The 20,679-nt window shown below is 40.7% G+C and carries 21 protein-coding genes; 14 read left to right on the forward strand and 7 right to left on the reverse strand.

Features of this window, described 5'->3' with window-relative positions; genetic code table 11:
* Positions 1 to 9: 9 nt before the first annotated feature.
* Both PBV53_RS01855 and PBV53_RS01860 read left to right on the forward strand, forming a co-directional pair.
* Positions 10 to 342, forward strand: a complete 333-nt coding sequence (locus tag PBV53_RS01855) for a CGGC domain-containing protein (RefSeq protein ID WP_270095480.1) — start codon at positions 10 to 12, stop codon at positions 340 to 342.
* A 35-nt stretch (positions 343 to 377) separates the two neighbouring features.
* Positions 378 to 1,250, forward strand: coding sequence for a 4Fe-4S binding protein (locus tag PBV53_RS01860; RefSeq protein WP_270095481.1), 873 nt, complete (start codon positions 378 to 380; stop codon positions 1,248 to 1,250).
* Between the two features lie 37 nt (positions 1,251 to 1,287).
* On the opposite strand, the gene nadA is transcribed toward PBV53_RS01860, so the two are convergent.
* Positions 1,288 to 2,208, reverse strand: a complete 921-nt coding sequence (gene nadA, locus PBV53_RS01865; protein ID WP_270095482.1) for a quinolinate synthase NadA — start codon at positions 2,206 to 2,208, stop codon at positions 1,288 to 1,290.
* 234 nt (positions 2,209 to 2,442) lie between these two features.
* Here nadA and PBV53_RS01870 point away from each other — a divergent pair, with 234 nt between their 5' ends.
* Both PBV53_RS01870 and PBV53_RS01875 read left to right on the forward strand, forming a co-directional pair.
* On the forward strand, positions 2,443 to 2,646 hold the full coding sequence (locus tag PBV53_RS01870; RefSeq protein ID WP_270095483.1) for a heavy-metal-associated domain-containing protein: 204 nt from the start codon (positions 2,443 to 2,445) through the stop codon (positions 2,644 to 2,646).
* An 84-nt stretch (positions 2,647 to 2,730) separates the two neighbouring features.
* Positions 2,731 to 5,559 (forward strand): heavy metal translocating P-type ATPase, encoded by a 2,829-nt coding sequence (locus PBV53_RS01875; protein WP_270095484.1) that lies wholly within the window; start codon positions 2,731 to 2,733, stop codon positions 5,557 to 5,559.
* A gap of 101 nt (positions 5,560 to 5,660) precedes the next feature.
* On the opposite strand, the gene PBV53_RS01880 is transcribed toward PBV53_RS01875, so the two are convergent.
* Positions 5,661 to 6,143, reverse strand: a complete 483-nt coding sequence (locus PBV53_RS01880) for an S-layer protein domain-containing protein (RefSeq protein ID WP_270095485.1) — start codon at positions 6,141 to 6,143, stop codon at positions 5,661 to 5,663.
* Between the two features lie 366 nt (positions 6,144 to 6,509).
* On the opposite strand from PBV53_RS01880, the gene PBV53_RS01885 reads away from it, so the two are divergent.
* The 7 genes from PBV53_RS01885 to PBV53_RS01915 all read left to right on the forward strand — a co-directional run bounded on the left by PBV53_RS01885 (position 6,510) and on the right by PBV53_RS01915 (position 13,936).
* The gene (locus tag PBV53_RS01885) at positions 6,510 to 7,901 is read left to right on the forward strand and encodes a COG1470 family protein (protein WP_270095486.1); all 1,392 of its coding nucleotides are present in this window, start codon (positions 6,510 to 6,512) and stop codon (positions 7,899 to 7,901) included.
* Positions 7,902 to 8,075: 174 nt separating this feature from the next.
* Positions 8,076 to 8,630 carry a helix-turn-helix domain-containing protein gene (locus tag PBV53_RS01890; RefSeq protein WP_270095487.1) on the forward strand — a complete coding sequence of 185 codons (555 nt, stop codon included), beginning with the start codon at positions 8,076 to 8,078 and terminating at the stop codon, positions 8,628 to 8,630.
* Between the two features lie 52 nt (positions 8,631 to 8,682).
* A complete protein-coding gene (locus tag PBV53_RS01895; RefSeq protein ID WP_270095488.1) occupies positions 8,683 to 10,356 on the forward strand; it encodes an AMP-binding protein in 1,674 nt (557 codons plus the stop codon).
* 139 nt (positions 10,357 to 10,495) lie between these two features.
* A complete protein-coding gene (locus PBV53_RS01900) occupies positions 10,496 to 10,717 on the forward strand; it encodes a 4Fe-4S dicluster domain-containing protein (RefSeq protein ID WP_374708550.1) in 222 nt (73 codons plus the stop codon).
* A gap of 22 nt (positions 10,718 to 10,739) precedes the next feature.
* Positions 10,740 to 11,801 carry a 3-methyl-2-oxobutanoate dehydrogenase subunit VorB gene (locus PBV53_RS01905; protein WP_270095490.1) on the forward strand — a complete coding sequence of 354 codons (1,062 nt, stop codon included), beginning with the start codon at positions 10,740 to 10,742 and terminating at the stop codon, positions 11,799 to 11,801.
* 2 nt (positions 11,802 to 11,803) lie between these two features.
* Positions 11,804 to 13,231 carry a 2-oxoacid:acceptor oxidoreductase family protein gene (locus PBV53_RS01910; RefSeq protein WP_270095491.1) on the forward strand — a complete coding sequence of 476 codons (1,428 nt, stop codon included), beginning with the start codon at positions 11,804 to 11,806 and terminating at the stop codon, positions 13,229 to 13,231.
* 87 nt (positions 13,232 to 13,318) lie between these two features.
* The gene (locus PBV53_RS01915; RefSeq protein ID WP_270095492.1) at positions 13,319 to 13,936 is read left to right on the forward strand and encodes a DUF8147 domain-containing protein; all 618 of its coding nucleotides are present in this window, start codon (positions 13,319 to 13,321) and stop codon (positions 13,934 to 13,936) included.
* Between the two features lie 180 nt (positions 13,937 to 14,116).
* Here PBV53_RS01915 and PBV53_RS01920 read toward each other — a convergent pair whose 3' ends face one another.
* Entirely contained in the window at positions 14,117 to 14,404 is a 288-nt protein-coding gene (locus PBV53_RS01920; RefSeq protein WP_270095493.1) for a putative quinol monooxygenase, read from the reverse strand.
* Between the two features lie 616 nt (positions 14,405 to 15,020).
* Entirely contained in the window at positions 15,021 to 15,305 is a 285-nt protein-coding gene (locus tag PBV53_RS01925) for an NIPSNAP family protein (protein ID WP_270095494.1), read from the reverse strand.
* A 504-nt stretch (positions 15,306 to 15,809) separates the two neighbouring features.
* On the opposite strand from PBV53_RS01925, the gene PBV53_RS01930 reads away from it, so the two are divergent.
* Complete coding sequence (locus PBV53_RS01930; protein ID WP_250868622.1) at positions 15,810 to 16,001, forward strand: TRAM domain-containing RNA chaperone; 192 nt, start codon at positions 15,810 to 15,812, stop codon at positions 15,999 to 16,001.
* 232 nt (positions 16,002 to 16,233) lie between these two features.
* On the opposite strand, the gene PBV53_RS01935 is transcribed toward PBV53_RS01930, so the two are convergent.
* The 3 genes from PBV53_RS01935 to PBV53_RS01945 form a co-directional block, all read right to left on the reverse strand.
* On the reverse strand, positions 16,234 to 16,641 hold the full coding sequence (locus tag PBV53_RS01935) for a VOC family protein (protein ID WP_270095495.1): 408 nt from the start codon (positions 16,639 to 16,641) through the stop codon (positions 16,234 to 16,236).
* Between the two features lie 105 nt (positions 16,642 to 16,746).
* Positions 16,747 to 17,409, reverse strand: a complete 663-nt coding sequence (locus PBV53_RS01940; protein ID WP_270095496.1) for a DUF4386 domain-containing protein — start codon at positions 17,407 to 17,409, stop codon at positions 16,747 to 16,749.
* Between the two features lie 79 nt (positions 17,410 to 17,488).
* Entirely contained in the window at positions 17,489 to 18,187 is a 699-nt protein-coding gene (locus PBV53_RS01945; protein WP_270095497.1) for a DUF4386 domain-containing protein, read from the reverse strand.
* A gap of 732 nt (positions 18,188 to 18,919) precedes the next feature.
* On the opposite strand from PBV53_RS01945, the gene PBV53_RS09685 reads away from it, so the two are divergent.
* Together PBV53_RS09685 and PBV53_RS09690 are read left to right on the forward strand one after the other, a co-directional pair.
* Positions 18,920 to 19,894: a reverse transcriptase N-terminal domain-containing protein gene (locus tag PBV53_RS09685; RefSeq protein WP_270095498.1), complete on the forward strand. Its 975-nt coding sequence runs from the start codon at positions 18,920 to 18,922 to the stop codon at positions 19,892 to 19,894.
* Positions 19,872 to 20,642 (forward strand): group II intron maturase-specific domain-containing protein, encoded by a 771-nt coding sequence (locus PBV53_RS09690; protein WP_270095499.1) that lies wholly within the window; start codon positions 19,872 to 19,874, stop codon positions 20,640 to 20,642. The genes PBV53_RS09685 and PBV53_RS09690 overlap by 23 nt, the downstream gene beginning before the upstream one ends.
* Positions 20,643 to 20,679: the final 37 nt, after the last annotated feature.

The following is a 20,679-nucleotide window of genomic DNA, read 5'->3' on the forward strand; positions in this document are numbered from 1 at the left end:
TTGATATTAATGGTAAAGATCGGATTAGTAAGATGTGAAATGGCCTCCAGGTCCTGTCCGGGTACTTCCTGTTTTAAGGCGATAAAGAATGGGACAGGTACACTTGAAGAGTTCAAGGATGAGGTGATCGACATCATTGGCATGGTCACATGCGGAGGATGTCCGGGAAGAGATTCGATTAGACAGATCAGGGAAATGATAAGGAGGGGAGCTGAAGTGATATTCCTTTGCACCTGTATGATAAAACCGATCCCTAACCCGCCTAAGTGCCCTTATGCTGAAGAAATTGCAGAAGCGATCAGGGATATGTGTGATGTCAGGGTCATCATGGGAACACACTGATGTTTCCCGAAATATTTTGAGATTGGAGAAATAACATGAAACAGCTTACTATAATAAGCGGAAAAGGTGGCACAGGAAAGACTACTATTGCAGCAGCGTTTGCTTCGCTTGCAGAAAATGCTGTGATAGCTGATTGTGATGTGGATGCAGCCGATATGCACCTGATATTGAATCCGGAGATAATTGAAACAATAGACTTCTATGGTCTGAAGGAAGCCTATATTGATAGCTCCCTATGCATTCAATGTGGACTGTGCAAAGAGAATTGCAGGTTCGATGCAATTACTGATGATATCAAGGTCGATAGCTTCGAATGTGAGGGCTGTGGAGTATGTGCTCACATCTGTCCTGAAGGAGCTATAACGTTGGTCGAAAGAAAAGCAGGAGAAGCCTATCTTTCTGAAACCAGATTCGGACCGATGGCACATGCAAAGCTCAGTGTAGGAGAGGAAGCAAGTGGTAAACTGGTAGCGTTTGTAAGGGAAAAGGCCAGAGACCTTGCTGATAGATATGACAAAGAACTGATAATCATCGATGGTCCTCCTGGAACAGGGTGCTCTGTTATTGCTTCCATTACCGGTGTTGATATGGTTGCAGTCGTAACCGAACCCAGCGTATCAGGAATTCATGATCTCGAACGGGTTCTGAGCGTAGCCGGCCACTTTAATATTCCGGCTGTGGTCTGCATAAACAGGTACGATATAAATGAAGAGAACACTCGCTTCATTGAAGATTATTGCAGGGATAACGGGATCGATGTTGTAGGAAAAATTCCTTTTAGCCGAATTCCGACCGAGGCAATGATCCAGGAAAAAACGGTGATGGAATATTCAGGTAATGAATTGTCAGGCGAGTTTTCAGAAAAACTAAATGATATTTGGGAAAGCGTTATGAAAAGCCTGAACTGAAACATTTCCATGCTTCAGGCCATGCTTTCATATAATTTCACATAGTGCGTTTGACTGCAAGCATCCTGTCAAGCGCTTTCTTTGCTTTAAGCCTTGTATCTTCAGGTACAGTGATAACATACTGCATGTTCTCAAGAGCATCGAGGACGGATTCAAGAGTTGTTATCTTCATGTTCGTACAGATGGTGAACTCGGAGACATAATAGAACTTCTTTTCCGGATTCTCTTTACTCAGCCTGTGAAGGAGTCCGTTCTCCGTACCTATGATGAATTCCTTTGCATCGGACTTCTTTGCATAGTTCAACATACCGGTTGTGCTCAACACCTCATCAGCAAGGTCCAGAACTTCTGTGCGACATTCGGGGTGTGCCAGGAACAGTGCATCAGGATGTCCCTCTTTTGCTTTAATTACGTCATGGGCACGCATCTGGTGATGTGTGGGACAGAACCCATCCCATGCGTAGATCTTCTTGTCCGTGAAACCTGCAACATAGTTTCCGAGGTTCTTGTCCGGGACAAAGATCACCTCATCTTCCTCAAGAGAGTTCACCACATCGATGGCATTGGCTGAGGTGCAGCAAATATCACTCTGTGCTTTTATCAGTGCAGATGAGTTCACATAGCACACAACAGCAGCATCAGGGTGTTTCTTCTTTTCATCATCAAGGGATATGACATCGACCATCTCAGCCATGGGGCACCCTGCTTCCTTTTCAGGAAGGAGCACTGTCTTTTCCGGACTGAGGATGGCCGCACTCTCCCCCATGAAATCAACACCACAGAATACGATCACATCTGCATCCGAATTGACCACCTGCTGGCTCAATCCCAGGGAATCGCCTGTAAAATCTGCAATGTCCTGCACTTCGGGACGTTGATAGTTATGAGCAAGAATAACTGCATTAAGTTCTGTTTTTAATTTATTGATCCTTTCAATGATCTCTTTCATGTCCTGCATATTCTCACCATGTAAATATCGCATATTGAGCTATATCAATCTTACCTAAATTTTATATAATTTATTTAATTTTATCGTCGTAGTCTATTTAGATCAAATAAGCGATAATACGTTATGTTAACACTGTTAACAGACGATTGTAGATATTTGTTACTTTAAGTAATTAACGGCAGCATAAAATATTGCATAAGTATAAATTATTGTAAAACCCTCTTAATTTTGGGAGTGAAATAAATGGTAGAGACCAAAATAAAAGTTGAAGGCATGTCATGTGGACATTGCAAGATGCATGTTACAGAAGCAATATCTGGGGTTGCAGGAGTTTCATCCGTAGATGTCGATCTCGACAAAGGTGAAGCTAAAGTCTCCTATGATGAAAATGCAACGGACATCGATGCTATTAAAAAAGCTGTGAACGATTCCGGATACAAGGCTTAAGGCCTTATCTTTTTATTATTTTTTTATGCTGCACGATAAGCAGTATTTCAGACAGAAATATCCTATTAACAATGGTGCAACAACATGGAAGCTAAGATAGATGTTCTTGGAATGACATGTATGCATTGTCATGAGAGGGTTACAAAAGCCATCTCCTCGCTTGAAGGCGTGGAAAGTGTCGATGTAAGTCTTGAAGAGAACAATGCGACCGTCATTTTCGATCCTGAAAAGGTCAGCCTTGAAGAGATCAAACAGGCAATTCTCGGTTTAGGTTATGAGGTAGGGAAGAATGATAATTCTGGAATCCCGGATGATCTGGCAGAGGACACAGAAAAGAGCGAAATGGGGGACACGGTCGATGCAGAGGGTAAAAGCACGGTACATTCAGCACCCGTTGAGCTTCTTAAGAAGAATGATGAGAAAGCAACTGAGGCAGCAGCTAAGAAGCCTGTGGAAACTACGTTGAAAGTTACAGGCATGACCTGTGCTGCCTGTGCTATTCGCATAGAAGATGCCCTGAAGAAACAACCCGGTGTGCTATCTGCAACGGTCAACCTTCCTCTTGAGAAAGCTTCTGTCACTTATGATCCACAGCTATTCACAACGGACAAGCTGGAAAAAACAGTTGAAGATACCGGGTATGGGATACTTAAAGATGAGATGGCCTTTGATGTTGGGGGTATGACATGTGCTGCCTGTGCCACAAATATTGAACGTGCCCTCAAGAAGCTTGATGGCGTAAGCGATGCAAGTGTGAACTTCCCCATGTCCACTGCACGTGCCAAATATGATCCCGACAAGGTTTCAGCAGCAGATATGCTCAAAGCCATTGAAGAAATAGGTTATACCGCATCTGTGAAAACGGAAGGAAGTCCTCTTGATCGCGAAAGAGCTGCAAGGGACACGAAGATGACACATCAGAGGAGCAATCTGATCATTGCCGTTCTGCTTACCATCCCGATCGCCCTTGGAGGAATGAGTGCAGGATTTCCACAATATCTCTATTTTGTCCCACCCATATTTGCCGACAGGATGGTACTTTTCATCCTTACGACCATCGTAATGGCCTTCCCTGGACGCCAGTACTTCGTTGGTGCCTATAAGGGTCTGAGACATGGTTCTGCTGATATGAACCTGCTGATAGCCACCGGTACCGGTGCTGCATATACTATCAGCGTGGTTACCAGCTTCATTGATCTTGGACCAGGATACCAGCACACTTTCTTTGAGACGGCTGCCATGCTGATCACTTTCATAACGTTCGGCCGCTACCTTGAAGCAAAGGCAAGGGGCAGGACATCCGAAGCTATCAGGAAGCTCATAGGGTTGCAGGCAAGGACTGCACGTGTGATAAGGAACGATGAAGAGATCGAAGTGGCTGTGGAGGATGTTGTTGCAGGTGACATCGTAGTTGTCAGGCCTGGTGAAAAACTTCCAGTAGATGGTGTCGTTGTGGAAGGAACATCTTCAATAGATGAATCCATGATAACCGGTGAAAGCATCCCTGTGGAGAAGAATGCCGGAGATACTGTAATAGGTGCAACGGTCAATGCCACGGGTTCCTTTAAGTTCAAGGCTACCAAGGTGGGCGCTGATACAGCACTTGCACAGATAATCAAGCTTGTGGAAGATGCCCAGACATCAAAAGCACCCATTCAGAGAGTAGCGGACTTTGTGGCTGGAAGGTTCATCGTTGCCGTAATTACGATCGCTGTCCTCTCATTCCTGTTCTGGTTCTTTATCGGGTACGGTCTATATGATGTTGGCCAGTATTCAGTGATATCCAGTCCGTTCCTGTTCTCACTTCTTATCGGTATAACAGTTCTTGTGATATCCTGTCCCTGTGCTGTAGGGCTTGCGACACCTGTGGCTATCATGGTAGGTACCGGTAAAGGCGCTGAGAACGGTATTCTCATCAAAGGCGGCGAAGCGCTTGAGGTAACCCGGAAGATAGGCACCATAGTGTTCGATAAGACCGGCACCCTCACCGAAGGAAAGCCGGTGCTCACAGACGTGATGACATTTGGTGATCACTCAAGAGATGATGTCCTCTCTCTTGCAGCAACGGCTGAGAAGGGTTCGGAACATCCACTTGGTGAGGCTATCGTAAATGGGGCTGTGGATGGGAATGTTGATATACTGGATACCACCGAATTCGATTCAATTCCGGGTCACGGAGTCACTGCTACCATCGATGGACGGAAAGTACTTCTTGGCACCCGCAAGCTCATGGCCGATAACAATGTCAATGTATCCGGCATGAGTGACGATCTTGAAGAGCTTGAACATCAGGGCAAGACCGCCATGCTGGTCTCAGCCGATGGTGATGCTATTGGTATCGTTGCAGTTGCCGATACCCTGAAAGAGAACTCAGTTCAAGCTGTTTCCAAACTCAGGGATATGGGAATTGAGGTCGTGATGATGACCGGTGATAACAGCAGGACAGCATCTGCCATAGCTTCGGAAGCTGGTATCGACCGTGTTCTTTCCGAAGTGTTGCCTGAAGACAAAGCGGCTGAGGTGAAGAAGCTTCAGAAAGAGAACAAGATCGTTGCAATGGTCGGTGACGGCATCAACGATGCTCCTGCACTCACGCAGGCAGACGTTGGTATTGCCATGGGTGCCGGAACAGATGTGGCCATGGAATCCGCACAGATAGTGCTTATCAGGAACGATCTCCTTGATGTTGTGGCCTCACTGAAGTTAAGCCGGCTTACCATGAGGAAGATCAAGCAGAACCTGTTCTGGGCTTTCGGATACAATAGTCTTGGTATTCCAATAGCTGCAGGAATTCTATATCCTGTGTTCCATCAGGTACTTGTCACTCCGGCAATGGCAGCAGCGTTCATGGCTATGAGCTCTGTCTCGGTTGTGACGAACTCCCTGCTGATGAAGAGAAGCAGAATAAAATAATTTCCTTTTAAGAAGAGGCATTCGCAGCAATATTTTTGTTGTTGTAGAAATGCCTCTTCATGCCATTATTTAATGTTTGGTCTTTCCGGGATGTATCGGTTTCACATAATTTCTATATATACCACGCATACACTTTCCGTTGAGACACTGTCGATCTTGTTTTGAGATACATCGTATAGATATATCCTTAACATCAACTCATTCCCATCTTCTGAATACACATCCCAGCCTGATCCCAAGTCATCTGAGATAGACAAGACCTGATCGTCTACAAAATCACCGTTCCTGGAAACCTCCAGCCACACCTTTTTGCCCTCAACATCGATCTGCCTTGGAATGAGATTATAATTATCCGGCAGTTTGAATGTCTCACCAGTACTTAGAACGTATCTATCGGAGAAGGAGAATGTCTGCTCCCCAAATACCTCATGTGGGAAGGTCTCTTCCACATGCTGTTCCGAAAAATCCTTCAAATATTTTGACGGGATAAAGTTTGCTGAAAGTATCAGTGATGAAATGAATATAACGATGAGAATAGATGTTAGAATAAGTATATTGCCCATTTTTTTTGAAGTTTTGTCCATGATTGCAATTGAACCCCCATAAAATATACCTATAAGGTACTTTAAAAAAACATATGCTGTAGTATAAAAATATTTTGGAATTAAAATGTGTATTTTGATGCTAAATTTAGATTATGAGTAATGTCGGTAGCAGTGATCATAAAACTCCTCTGGTCGTTTTACTAAGGTCTGGTAACCGTCTAAAAGTTACTTCCAAGTACCAGTTAAACTGGCTAATGCCCTTTTTTTTCAATTTTGATCAGGTACTTCAAATATTCTGATAACTACGGATTGATTCGAAGTTTAGACAATTCTTTAATAAGTGTAGCTCCTATTGGAACATGTCGAAAGACGCTCACCATCATCAAATCATAAAGGAGAATCGATATGAAAAAATATTTTGCATTTATGTCAATTGGCCTATTGTTGCTCAGTTTGACAGCAATAACAGTTGCCATTGCTGCCCCTGAAACTACAGCAGCAGAACCGGAATTGTTTGCCGAACCCATGTTAATAGCTGAACCCGTGCTAATATCCGAACCTACACTGATAGCTGAAAAGATCGCTGCAGATGGATATTATCAGGACATGTTATATCCTGAAATTGAAAAAGAGATAGTTCCTCTACTTGTTGACCCTGGATATTCCTATCTTAGAATAAAGCCAGGAGAGTCAGATGAAATGACTGTCGTGCTTTTCAATCATGGTAAAGAGCCACTAACACTTGAGCCTTATATTGCACCAAAGGTATTCAGTGACAACATGCTTGATGAGGACTGGGTTACTATCTCACCTGCAAAGGCTGAACTGAAGAGCGGGGAAAAGCAGGAGTTCACTATCAAGGTCTCAGTTCCTGAGGATGCTGCACTTGACAATTATGATGCAAACGTTTTCTTCAGCGATCTCGAAGGGGATGTTGCAGCTTTGTATCCTGGTTATAATGGTGCACTTGAGCTTTCAGTGAACGTCTGGTTGCCACCAAATGTACAGATATTCAATTCATACATCAATGACCGTGTGGAAGCAGGTTCTGAGTATGAATATGTGATCAAACTCAAGAACGTTGCTGAAAAGGCAATTTCCATCAACCCTGAATTCGAGGTAAGTGAGGATGATTGGTATGGATACAATGCACAGGTCTCTCTTGATGAGAAGGACGTGACCATCACAGCACCCTCTGTTATCAAGGCAGGAGAAAAGACCACTGTGACAGTAAAGGTCAGAGTTCCAGCTGATGCGGAAGGAAATCTCAATGGCAGGATCAACCTGAACATCGATGACAGGACAATGAATGAATGGAGCCAGAAGGTTAGCATCAACCTCGATGTCTGGCAACAGCCAGAAGACCCGTTCACAACAAGCTTTGTTGCAAGGACAGATGATCCGGTGACCCTCAAGATAATCTCAAGGGATTATAATTATGGTGGCAGCAGTACATCTTCTACAGCACCTTCTTTCGATGTCGTGTTGAAGAACGCTGATGGTCAGGTAAAGTCGGTCCTTATCAGTACAGGCCACAGTAGCACTGTCAGTCTTTCACAGCAATCTCCTATCTATTATGGAATTGCAATGGATGAGGCAAGGGATAGAGCTATGAGCGAGATGCCTGTTTCAAGCGATGATCAGGATGATGAGCAATTCAATGTTTATCAGCAGGGATCAACAACATATACAGAAGTCTATCTTGCTGATGGTGCTGTTGGAGAATGGACACTTGAGATAATGCCTCACAACACCGAGAATTTTGAATATTCTGTCAACATCGGTCCTGTTGATTGAATATATTTTCATTGTGTCATGTGCTAACATGGCACTCAATACCTTTTTTTACTTCTTCTTTTAACATCACAGCAGATAATGATATAATATATCAATGCTGAAAGTTCAGTGCCTATATTAAAAGAATTGTCGTCTTGCAAGCATTTTTTGTAACGGCTCTAATAAGTTGATAACATGCAGGAAAAAATAATCGAAATCGCATCACGTCTATCCGAATTGCGCGAATTATCCGACATAGGTTTTGAGGCCATGGCTGAGAAGCTCGATATCTCTGTGGATACTTACAAACACTATGATTCCGGGGAATCTGATATTCCTGCAAGCATGCTGTTTGAGATTTCACAGATACTCAATGTGGATCTGGGACTTCTTCTTACGGGAGAGGAACCGCGCATGCATATCTTTGCGGTCAACCGAAAAGGCAAAGGTACTGAAGTGGAAAGAAGGGCGGATTACAATTACCAGAACCTTGCCTCGAACTTTGTTCATAAAAAGGCAGAACCTTTCATTGTCAGTGTAGATCCGCGTTCAGATGCTAATACTCCTTCCATGAACTCTCATCCTGGACAGGAATTTGATTATGTGATAAGCGGCAAGCTCAAGGTCTGGATACATGACAATGAGATCCTCCTTGAGGAAGGCGATTCAATTTATTTCGATTCCAGCTTCGTTCATGCAATGGAAGCGGTTGGAGATGAACCAGCAAAGTTCCTTGCAATGGTTCTCTGATAGTTTTGCTATCTGAACCTTATTTATTTTTATATAGAAAACGGGTGTAAATATGTCATCTTTATTGGAAGAATATGTCTCACGTACAGATTTCGGATCGTATGAGGATTTTAAAGAAAATTTCAAGATCAACATTCCTGAAAATTTCAATTTCGCATACGATGTCGTCGACAGATATGCAATGGAACAGCCTGATAAAAGAGCACTTGTCTGGTGTGATGATAACGGCAATGAACTGGTCTATACCTTCAAGGACCTGAAACACTATAGTGACAAAGCTGCCAATCTGTTCAAAAAATACGGCATCGAAAAAGGTGATGTTGTTATGCTGACCCTTAAAGGCCGATATGAGTTCTGGATATGTATCCTCGCTCTGCATAAGATCGGTGCGATCACCCTTCCTGCAACGCATATGCTGACCACCAAAGATGTCACATACCGTATCGAAATTTCCAATATAAAGATGGTAGTCAGTGCAGATGATGAAGGGTTGATGGGATATATCGATGAAGGTCACAAAGGCTATGAGGACATCCTGCTCCACAAGGCATCTCTGAGCGGAGGACGTGAAGGCTGGCTGGATTTCACAAAGGAACTTGAGGAAGCTTCTGATGAGTTTACACGTCCGGAAGGAGATGCTGCTACAAAGAACGAGGATATTGCATTGCTTTATTTCTCCTCAGGTACCACAGGATTGCCAAAAATGGTGCAGCACGATTTTGCATATCCTCTCGGACATATCATCACTGCGAAGTACTGGCAGAACGTCCAAGATGATGGTCTGCACCTTACCGTTGCTGATTCCGGCTGGGCAAAGTGTGTATGGGGTAAGCTCTACGGGCAGTGGTTAAGCGGAACTGCGGTCTTTGTATATGATTATGAGCGCTTTGATGCTAAGAACATGCTTAACTTTGCAAGCAAGTATGGAGTAACGACCTTCTGTGCACCTCCGACGATCTATCGTTTCCTGATCAAGGAAGACCTTTCACAATATGATTTCAGCAGTCTCGAATATTGTGTTGTGGCAGGCGAGCCTCTTAATCCTGAAGTTTATGAGAGGTTCCTGGAGTTCACCGGACTTAAGCTTATGGAAGGCTTCGGTCAGACCGAGAGCATTGTAAGCATTGCTACTTATCCGTGGATGGAACCTAAACCCGGTTCAATGGGCAAGCCTTCTCCTGAATACGATATCGAGCTTTTGAACTTTGATGGTGAGGTATGTGATTTCGGAGAAGAGGGCGAGATCGTTATCAATACCTCAAAAGGAAAGCCAGTAGGTTTGTTTGCTGGATATCGTTCTGATGAAAAGAAGACTAACGAGGTCTGGCATGATGGTTATTACCATACCGGAGATATGGCCTGGAAGGACGAGGATGGTTATTTCTGGTTCGTTGGCAGGTCCGATGATATTATAAAGAGCTCCGGTTACAAGATCGGACCTTTCGAGGTCGAGAGCGCTTTGATAGAACATCCAGCTGTACTTGAATGTGCCATAACAGGTGTACCTGATGACACAAGAGGGCAGATCGTCAAAGCTACAATAGTTCTTACAAAAGGCTATGAAGCAAGCGAGGTATTGAAGAAAGAACTTCAGGACCACGTCAAGAAGGCTACTGCACCTTACAAGTATCCACGTGCTGTGGACTTCGTTGATGAGCTTCCCAAGACCATCAGCGGCAAGATCAGGCGTGTTGAGATACGCGATCATGATGAAGGAAAGAACTGATTAAGAGCATAGAACGTTTCAGGACTATAATAGTTCCTGAAACATATTTAAATACTCGAATGATCCAATGGATAAATCTTTTATTTACAGTTTATCTATTTACCCAGAGGTTGATATCATGTCTGAAAATAGTGAAAATATGAAACCTTATCCACAACTTAACAATCTTGAATGTAAAGGCTGTGAAAGATGCATTCCCGCATGTCCAAAAAGTGTTCTGTTCATGAGTGAACAGATCAATGAACGCGGTTATCGTTATGTTGAATACAAGGGAGAAGGCTGTATAGGATGTGGAAATTGCTACTACACCTGTCCTGAAACGCTGGCTATTGAAGTGCATATCCCTATTAAGGAAGAATAAGCCCGGAAAGTGAGGTAAAATTATGGCTACACAATTGATCAAAGGTAACTCAGCTGTCATTATTGGCGCTTTATATGCCGGATGCGACTGTTATTTCGGTTATCCGATAACTCCGGCAAGTGAGATCCTTCATGAAGCTTCCCAGACATTCCCGAAGCTTGGAAGGAAATTCGTACAGGCGGAATCAGAGGAAGCCGCTATTAATATGGTCTATGGAGCGGCATCTGCAGGTCATAGGGTGATGACTGCATCATCAGGTCCTGGTATGAGCTTGAAACAGGAAGGTATCTCATATCTTGCAGGAGCTGAACTGCCCAGTGTCATCGTTGACATTATGAGAGCAGGTCCGGGTCTTGGCAATATCGGTCCGGAACAGGCCGATTATGCTCAGGTAGTAAAAGGCGGAGGACATGGAAACTATCGCACTATCGTACTTGCACCTAATTCAGTTCAGGAAATGTGCGATCATACAATAAAGGCCTTCGAGCTGGCAAGCAAATATCGCAACCCTGTTGTAGTTCTTGCTGATGGTGTGCTCGGACAGATGATAGAGCCCCTTCATTTCCCTGACGAGGCTATAACACCTGTCATAGATGAGTCCTGGGCTGTATGTGGTACGAAGGAGACAAAGGAGAACCTTGTCACGTCTATATTCCTGGATTTCGACAAACTTGAGGATTTCAACTATCAACTTCAGGAGAAGTATGAGACGATCAAGGAGAACGAGACCGTCCATGAAGAATACATGACAGAGGATGCTTCTATTGTTCTTGTTGCGTATGGTATCAGCAGCAGAATATGTCATTCAGCTGTAGAGGTTGCAAGACGGGAAGGTTTCAAGGTAGGATTGTTCCGTCCTATTACATTGTTCCCATTCCCTGAAAAGGAGCTTAAAGGCATTGCTGATTCGTATGACTGTACTTTTATCGCAGTTGAAATGAGCAACGGTCAGATGATGGAAGATGTAAAACTTGCTATCGAGTGTAGCAGACCTGTTGAACTGGTCAATCGCTTGGGTGGAAATTTAATAACACTGGATCAGGTCATGGAAAAGATCAGAGAAGTTGCTTCAAGGGAGGCATAAAAATGGCAGAGAAGATCATTGGAAGACCGGCAGCGATCTATGAAGAGTTCTCAAGAAAGGGAGGAGCTGCGCCAACTGCAACCCACTATTGCCCGGGATGTGGGCATGGTATCATCCACAAGCTCATCGGTGAGGCTATGGACGACCTTGGAATTCAGGATAGGTCTGTGATGATAAGCCCTGTTGGTTGTGCGGTATTTGCTTATTATTACTTTGATTGCGGAAACCTTCAGGTAGCACATGGACGTGCACCTGCTGTGGGTACAGGTATGTCAAGGGCACAGGACAACGCGGTGGTCATCTCATATCAGGGCGATGGCGATCTTGCTTCAATTGGTCTTAATGAGACTATGCAGGCTGCGAACCGTGGTGAGAAGATGGCAGTATTCTTCGTGAACAATACTGTTTACGGAATGACCGGCGGTCAGATGGCGCCAACCACACTTATCGGTGAGAAGACCGTCACGTGTCCGGATGGAAGGGACCCAAGGTTTGCCGGATATCCGCTTCACATGTGCGAGATCCTTGAGAATCTGAAAGCACCTGTGTTCATCGAGCGTGTATCTATTTCCGATATATCACATATCAGGAAGGCAAGAAAGGCTATTAGAAGAGCTCTTGAGGTGCAGAGGGACGGAAAAGGATATGCATTTGTTGAAGTGCTTTCCACATGTCCTACAAACCTCAAGCAGAATGCACAGCAGAGCACCGATTTCGTGAATAACATGATGGAGAAGGAATTCCCACTCCAGAACTTCAGGGACAGGTTCGATGAGGTCGAGCCATTGTGGAGGGATGAAAGCGATTTCTCCAAGGCTGCCATTGATAAGCTTTATAGCCTTGAGGATAATGCTTCACCCGAGGCAGTACCGGACAAGGATTTCAAGATCGCTTTAGTTAAGATAGCTGGATTCGGTGGTCAGGGTGTTCTGAGCATGGGACTTACCCTTGCACGTGCAGGTTGCCGTGATCAGCGCTATACTTCCTGGTATCCGTCATACGGTCCTGAACAGCGTGGTGGAACTTCCAATTGTTCCGTTGTCATTTCAGGAGAATCCATCGGCTCACCTGTTGTATATGAATCAGATGTGCTCATAGCTCTTAATCAGCCATCACTTGAGAAGTTCGCAGGCGATGTGAAAAAGGGCGGTGTTATTCTCTATGATGCAACTATCAGTGGTGTCGAAGTTCCTGAAAATGTAAGGTCCATTTCAGTTCCTGCCATGCAGATCGCAAAGGATGCAGGTTCTGTTAAAGCTGCAAACACCGTTATGCTTGGTGTGATGATGGAACTGGGAGATACGGGTCTTCCTGAAAAGGTATTCAGGGAAGCTATTGAGGATACTTTTGCAAGCAAACCAAAGCTTATCCCGATGAACCTGACGATCCTTGAAGCCGCTGCAAAATGGGCAAGAGAGAATATAAAGTAATATCAAAATAGAACCTGATAAGTTCTAAATATAGAAAAAAACCATGTGTCCCGCATTTTGCCGGATACTACCTAATTTTTTATTTTCATGAAAACAATAAAAAAACTATTTGTTTCTTTTATAGTGTTTGCAATAGTGGGAATCGCTGTTACAGCTATCCTTCAGGACAGGATTTTCTTCTCAGTCTTTGTTGGTCTCCAGGTAGGCATATTTGCAGGACTTATGACCTTTTTGTACCTTAAATGGAAGAGCAGGGCTGTAGTGTCAAAAATAGATACTGCTTTTGATAACATAGTTGATTTTCTTCAAAATGAAGTTTCACTCCGCTTTGGTAAAAACAAGATAGAAAAAGATTATCAACAAGATCTGGAAGGTAAATTATCAGTTCTGACTGAAAGATATGGATATGACATTAAGTACGAATCTGTAAAAGGTAAACATAGGGTTGATTTTATAATTAATGGAAATATAGGAATTGAAATGAAAGTCCACCGAGGTGGAAATCGGGTCAATAAAGAATTATATAATCAGATCTCAAACTATGCACCATATTGTAATAAGTTGATAGGTTTGGTTGTGAATGAAACAAATAATGATACTGAAATTTTACGAATGCAAATTAAAGATGAATTGAAAGGACAACATGCAATTAATGCAAATGATTATGAAATAATTGTTTTAGATGTAAAAAAGAGATCATATTAATTGATCGAGGCTATCCCAAAAACGCCTTAACTTATACAAAATGAGTTTTGATGATTTGAGATAAGTCCCATTATTTCACCTTTTCTCGCAAAATAATCAAATTATTCGAGAAGTTCGGTTCTTTCTATTTTCATACAAAATAAATGTGTACCTGCCGAAAGTATTTTTAAATACATTAAATTACTTCGCCGGTCTATATGATCTCACTTCTATTTCCCCTTCGGTTAGATCTGCTAATTTAGGAACGATCTTCATAAAGTGTTCCGCTTTATTATGAAGGTCGATCGCCTCCATATCTTCCCAGGATTCAATAAACGTCAGAGTGTACGGATCAGCTATATCCTCATACAGATCATAAGAAATGCAACCTTCTTCATTTTGGCTTTTCTGTATGAGTTCTTCGGTAATTTTTAAAAATTCTTGTTTTTTATTTTCTCTTACCTTGGTTTTCGCTACTATCGTGATCATTGTCTCTTCCTCCTGATCATTTGTTCATTATAACATTGCAGTTTGAAGTATTTAATGTTGTATGATGTAGTATGTGGAACATTTTGAGCATAATTATCCAAAGAAATATTTAATATTTTGGATAACTGAATATGGGGCATACTTTAGAAATGGGCTAAGAGAAACACCTTCCAGATCTAAACATTGGATTATCAATAAATGCTGGCATACCAAAGGAACAAGAAAATAGGTATTTTCAGCAACAAAAAAACCCTTATACTAACAAAAAATACTCAGTTGCACGTAAATTCGATCAAGGTGCTAAAATGCCATCAGAAAAGTTTAAGAAAATATGGGAGAACCAAAAAGGTAAATGTCCGTTTTGTGATCAACCGATGGACATTAGTGCTGATGCAGAAGAAAGACATCTCCATCACATAAATGGAGATCATAAAGATAACAAAATCTCAAATTTAGTCTATGCGCATGTACACTGTCATAAGCAATATCATGCTAATTATCCTAAATCTAAAAGAATAATAACTGTCATCTGAAAAGGTTAATGGATGCTTGAGCTGTAAAAAGTGCAAAAAAGGAAAACGAGAGTTAATCCCGATCAGATATTATTTATTTCTGGTCAGAATGATACGTCTTCGATCTTGTCCAAGTAGAATATATCCGGTTTGGTGATAACACCTAATTCTTCCATTTTCTTTTTCAGTTCATCAGATTCGGTGAACTTGCGTGCGTTCTCAATATTATCCCACTCGAGAAGGATCACGAGGCTATTAGGGTTTTCTGAAGTGCGGAAAAGCATTCCCCCTTTGGAACCATGCTCCTTTCGTGTGGCTTCGTGGTCGTCAAATCCTACCTTCCATTTAGAAAAATCTTCTACTGTATGTTTTACAAGTAAATATGCCATTAATTATACCCCCTTATCAATCTGGCTTACCTGTATTTATTATTTTTTAATTAGACCAAATTTATAATGTTCAAAATATTTTATTTTATTGCTAACTAATTTTAAATACTTTTTTTTAGAAAATAGTGCTCTTTAGAAGTCTTCAAAGGTACATTGCATTAAATGAAGCAGAAAGTTAGATTCGAAAGTTATTTGCTTCGAATGTAGATGTGGATGGAACACTAAGTGGAAAATTATTCGTATCCAATTATCGTTTCAAATGTTAATTGCCATGAAAATATTGAGATCATTAAGTTTTAGTATGAACTATAGGAATTGATGGACAAACAGATTTATATAGGATACCTTCATTATTAAGATTGCTTTTAAAGGCAAAAACTACTTTAATAAATTATAGGTCTAGATGGTATTTCCTTAACTGTATTTACTATTCTTACGTATGTTTACGAGTTGGTTATAATCTTTTCAAGCACTTTAAAGGAAGTGAAATATTTGTTCAACAACATGGAATCAACTGCACCAGTAGAAGCTGGCGAGACATACGACGTAACAATTGAAGACATCGCAAGGGAAGGAGACGGCATCGCAAGAGTAAGCGGTTTTGTAGTCTTTGTACCTAACGCATCAGTCGGTGACGAAGTAACAATCAAAGTTACCAAAGTCATGAGCAAATTCGCATTTGGCGAATTAGTTTAATTATTATAATTAATTAAACACTTTATTGGAAGATCAATGTTTTGATTTTCCATTCTTATTTTCTTATTTTTTTCATAATTTTATATCAGATATTGTTTTTTATCTTGAACCATAATGTCAAGAATTATAATCCATCTACATTCAATGCTATGTGATGGAGAGTTTAGATAATTGAAATGATGAAATTTCTGTGAAGAGATGAGAAATTAAATGAACTCGATCTGAGTTCCGATCAATCTTTGCTAGTAGCGCTTTCATCCATGTGAAATATTGCCCAAATATGTCCATCAGGATCTTCAAAGCTGCGTCCGTACATCCACCCATAATCCTGTGGCTCTCCTTCTTCTAAACCACCTGCTTTTTTGGCTTTGTTTACCAGTTCATCTACTCTTTCCCTGCTTTCAGCAGATAGGGATACCGCCATCTCGGTGCTTTTCTTAGCATCACATATCTGTTTTGTAGTAAAAATTTTGAAAAAACTTTCAGTTAATAACATTACAAAACTCTCTTTGTTCACGATCATACAGGTGCCTTTCTCGTCAGATAACTGTGGATCAAATTCGAAATCAAGCTTAGTAAAGAATTCAATTGATCGATTCAGGTCTTTCACAGGTAAGTTCACAAACATTTGAGTAGTCATAATAGTAAGATAGCTTTAACTTATTATAAATTCTTCTAAATCCGATATATAGGTGACAAGCTGTTTCCTCTCAATGTTCATGCGATGAGCTGTAATGAATCAATTTCAGGATATAATTTCGGCTAGTGCAGATGAATTGAAGCCTTTAACAATAAGCCATATCGCTAGAACCATTTCATTCAAGGCTAATGGAAAAGCTAAAAATATCCCGATCGTTGAGAATGGATCAAGGCCGAACATATCTAACACGCCTGCTGCTAACATCAATGGGACTCCAATAAGACCCCAGACTGATATAGATTGTGGAAAGAGTTTTGATCGATATAATGAATAATTCAAGATCAAAGCAGTCAGGCTAAAAACAATCATTGATCCAATCAAATTGGTCCAATCATGTACTGCTAGTAATAAAGTTCCTAAAGGTAGAAAATAGGGATCATATGGAGCTCCTACCTTTACAAATTCCTGACTTAATGTCAATAGGGATAGGAGGCTGATCACACCAACAACAAACGGCACAGCCTCACAGATCCTGGCTACAACATACCCAAGAGCTATACGTTCATTATGTTTTTTCAAGATTGGAAAGATCATAACTGCAATACCAAGAAATGCACCGGCACAAATCAACTCAAGGAGCGCCCCTATTATCACCTGGTTTTCATTTGCAGAAAAATTAGTAAGATAATCTGGAGCATTTAGCATAGGTTCTAAAAAAGCAACACTTAGAACTCCCGCAACTGTCGAAAGTAGAAATAATACTCCCACAATTCTTGCGTTTTTTTGTTTGAATTCATTTTGTTCGCCTGAATGATCGTTTCACGCTTTGATCTTTCTGATGCCAAATTTACTTTGTTTCTGAACCATCCCTTATGCCTTTGAACATCAACCATATTCCGATAGCCATTTCATACGGCAAACTTGGAAGGAATACATACATTGGAACAGCAAAATCAAAGAACTCAAGCAAGGTTCCAATAAATGCCACAGAGGTTAGAATAATTCCAAAAAGGGGGAATGCTATTGGAATATACCTGGATCTAAGGAATAAGTAGTAAAATAGTAAGCCTCCTAAAGCCCAAAATAGTCCATGTAAATCATAACCAAATTGCGCTGATTCGTAAAATAAACTGCCAAGAGTTTGGAAATAGGAAGGATCCGGTGACCCAGCTTTTATAAATTCTTGACTTAAATTTAAGAGAGAAAAAGCACTTATTCTACTGACAGCAAGAGTTGCTGCTTCTATTATCCATAAGCCAAATGCCCAACGAGCAATAATTTGATTTTGTCCTTTCAGGGTGGTATAAAGTAATACCGCTAAGAGTACAATTCCAATGGATGTAATGAACTCACCTACGATGCTCATCTGCATCTTAATTGGGTCTTCTGAAATGTTGATTATGGTTGCGGATATATTATCAGGTTCAATTAATGATAATAACAGAAATCCACTGAGTGCGCTTGCAATTGCTACAATAAAAAAAGTTGCACCTAAAAGTCTTGGAGTTAATTTATCTGAATTTATTTGTTCATCCTTTTCTTCCATCGAATACCTTCTCCCCATTATAAAATGGGGATATATAACTATTTAACATTTTTGGATGTGTCCAGCTTTGCAGAAATCTAGGGAGAAAAAAGATTGAATTTAGTAAGCCTGTTTATGTAGAAAAAAGAGATGATACCGATTTTCTGAGAAAGATGATCATTGACACGTCTTATGCTGAATGGAAGAGTGCGACAAGAAAGTTATACCATGAATTGCGGAAACGCTGTCCCTTCCATTTGGGATAATCCTACTATGACATGCGTTGATGGTAACGTCAGGGTGTGAAGCTCATAGGACAATATGGAGAAGTTTGGGAATCTAACTTAAACAATCTGTTAGGATAAGAATACTATGAAGAAACGAAAGTTGAACCATTGTAAGAACCGTAATCAGTAACAAGCGAAAAAATAGATTGACACGCTTGAACCAAAAGGTATAGAATCAGACCATTATGGCTTTTTCCACATAATGGGAAATGGACGAATGGTTCTCGGTTTATAGATGGCTTCTAAGGTATTCACAATTATTCATGTTATAGAACTTGGTAAGCCCTATATGTTCCCTTCGGGGTAGGAATTCCGTAAGGAAGGACAATGACATAGAGAGTAAAGGAAAGGAGTAGAAAGCGAATGACAGACTGTAATGGTATGTATAGGGGTTCAGAATTTGCCCTGATTCGAAAGGATGCAGACTTACTCTATGGTATCGAAACGTAAGAATGAAGGTATAACTATGAATGTAAGTCATTCAAATACACCAAATAATGAAGCAGCAGCCCTTAGTGGTTATGCCGAATTAAATGATGAGAACCTTACAGACATGTCCAACTGGAACAACATTGATTGGAATACTGTTGAATCACATGTTAATAGAATACAAGTCAGGATTACGAAAGCGGTTATTAAAGGAAATTGGAATTTAGTTAAAAGACTAAGTTATTTGCTAACCCATTCTCACTACGCTAAACTGTTAGCTGTCAGAAAGGTAATTCAGAATAAGGGTAAAAGAACAGCAGGAATCGATGGAGAATTGTGGAATACACCTGTCTCTAAGATGAAAGCTGTACTTGGATTAACTGATAAGAAATACAAGGCAAAACCATTAAAAAGAGTATTTATTGAGAAATATGGGAAAGATAAGAAACGACCTTTAGGAATTCCAACCATGCATGACAGAGCTATGCAGTCACTTTATGCCTTGGCATTAAACCCAATTGCAGAAGAAACAGCAGACATACGTTCTTTTGGATTTAGAAAATCCAGAAGTACTCATGATGCATGTGGACAAATCTTCGGATGCACATGTCGAAATAATTCTGCTCAATGGATACTGGAAGGAGACATTAAAGGTTGTTTTGACAACATTAGTCATCAATGGTTACTTGACAACATCCTAATGGATAAATCAATTCTTAAACAATTCCTTAAAGCAGGATTCATTTATAAAAATTCTCTATTTCCAACAAAAGCAGGAACACCACAAGGAGGTATTATATCACCAATATTGGCTAACATGACCTTAGATGGAATTGAAAGTTTATTGGTTGATAAATACCATCGAGGTAAAAGTGGAAGAATGACAGCACATCAAAGCAATAAACACAAAGTAAATTTTGTGAGATATGCGGATGATTTCATTGTTACTGCAAATACAAAGGAAATAGCAGAAGAAGTTAAAGGATTGATTGAAAAATTTCCTAACAAATAAAGGTCTGGAACTGTCTGATGAAAAGACTTTAATTACTCATATTGATAATGGTTTTGACTTTTTAGGCTGGAATTTTAGAAAATACAAAGGGAAACTTCTTATAAAACCGTCTAAGAAAAACATTCAGAAAGTAACTGAGAAAATCAGTAATACTATCAAAGATGGAAAATCTTGGACACAAGAAGTTTTAATAGACACCCTTAACCCAATCATTACTGGATGGTCAAATTACCATCAAGGAGTGGTTTCCAAAGAAACATTCCACTTAATAGATTACAAATTATGGAACATACTTTGGAAATGGGCTAAGAGAAGACACCCCATGAAATCAAGAACTTGGATCGTTGACAAATATTGGCATACCAAAGGAACGAGGAAATGGGTATTTTCAACAACAAGAAACCAACTTAAATTATTATCAGACAAAAGGATAGTTAGACATACAAAATTATCTCTGGATAAAAACCCTTATACTGACAAAGAATACTTTGTTGAACGCAAGTTCAATCAAGGTGCTAGTAAATTATCTGGAATGTTTAAGAAAGTTTGGATTAATCAAAAAGGCAAATGCCACATTTGTAATCTACCAATTGACATTAGTGCTGATGCAGAAGAAAGACCTCTACATCACAAGAATGGAAATCATAAAGATTACATTGTGTCAAACTTAGCTTACGTGCATGTTCACTGTCATAGACAACATCATGCTACTAATCCAAAAACAATAACTGTTGCCTGTAAAGGTTAAGAGATGCTTGAGCTGTATGAGGTGAAAGTCTCATGTA

Origin of the sequence: Methanococcoides alaskense (assembly GCF_027594145.1) — an archaeon.
Classification (GTDB): Archaea; Halobacteriota; Methanosarcinia; order Methanosarcinales; family Methanosarcinaceae; genus Methanococcoides; species Methanococcoides alaskense.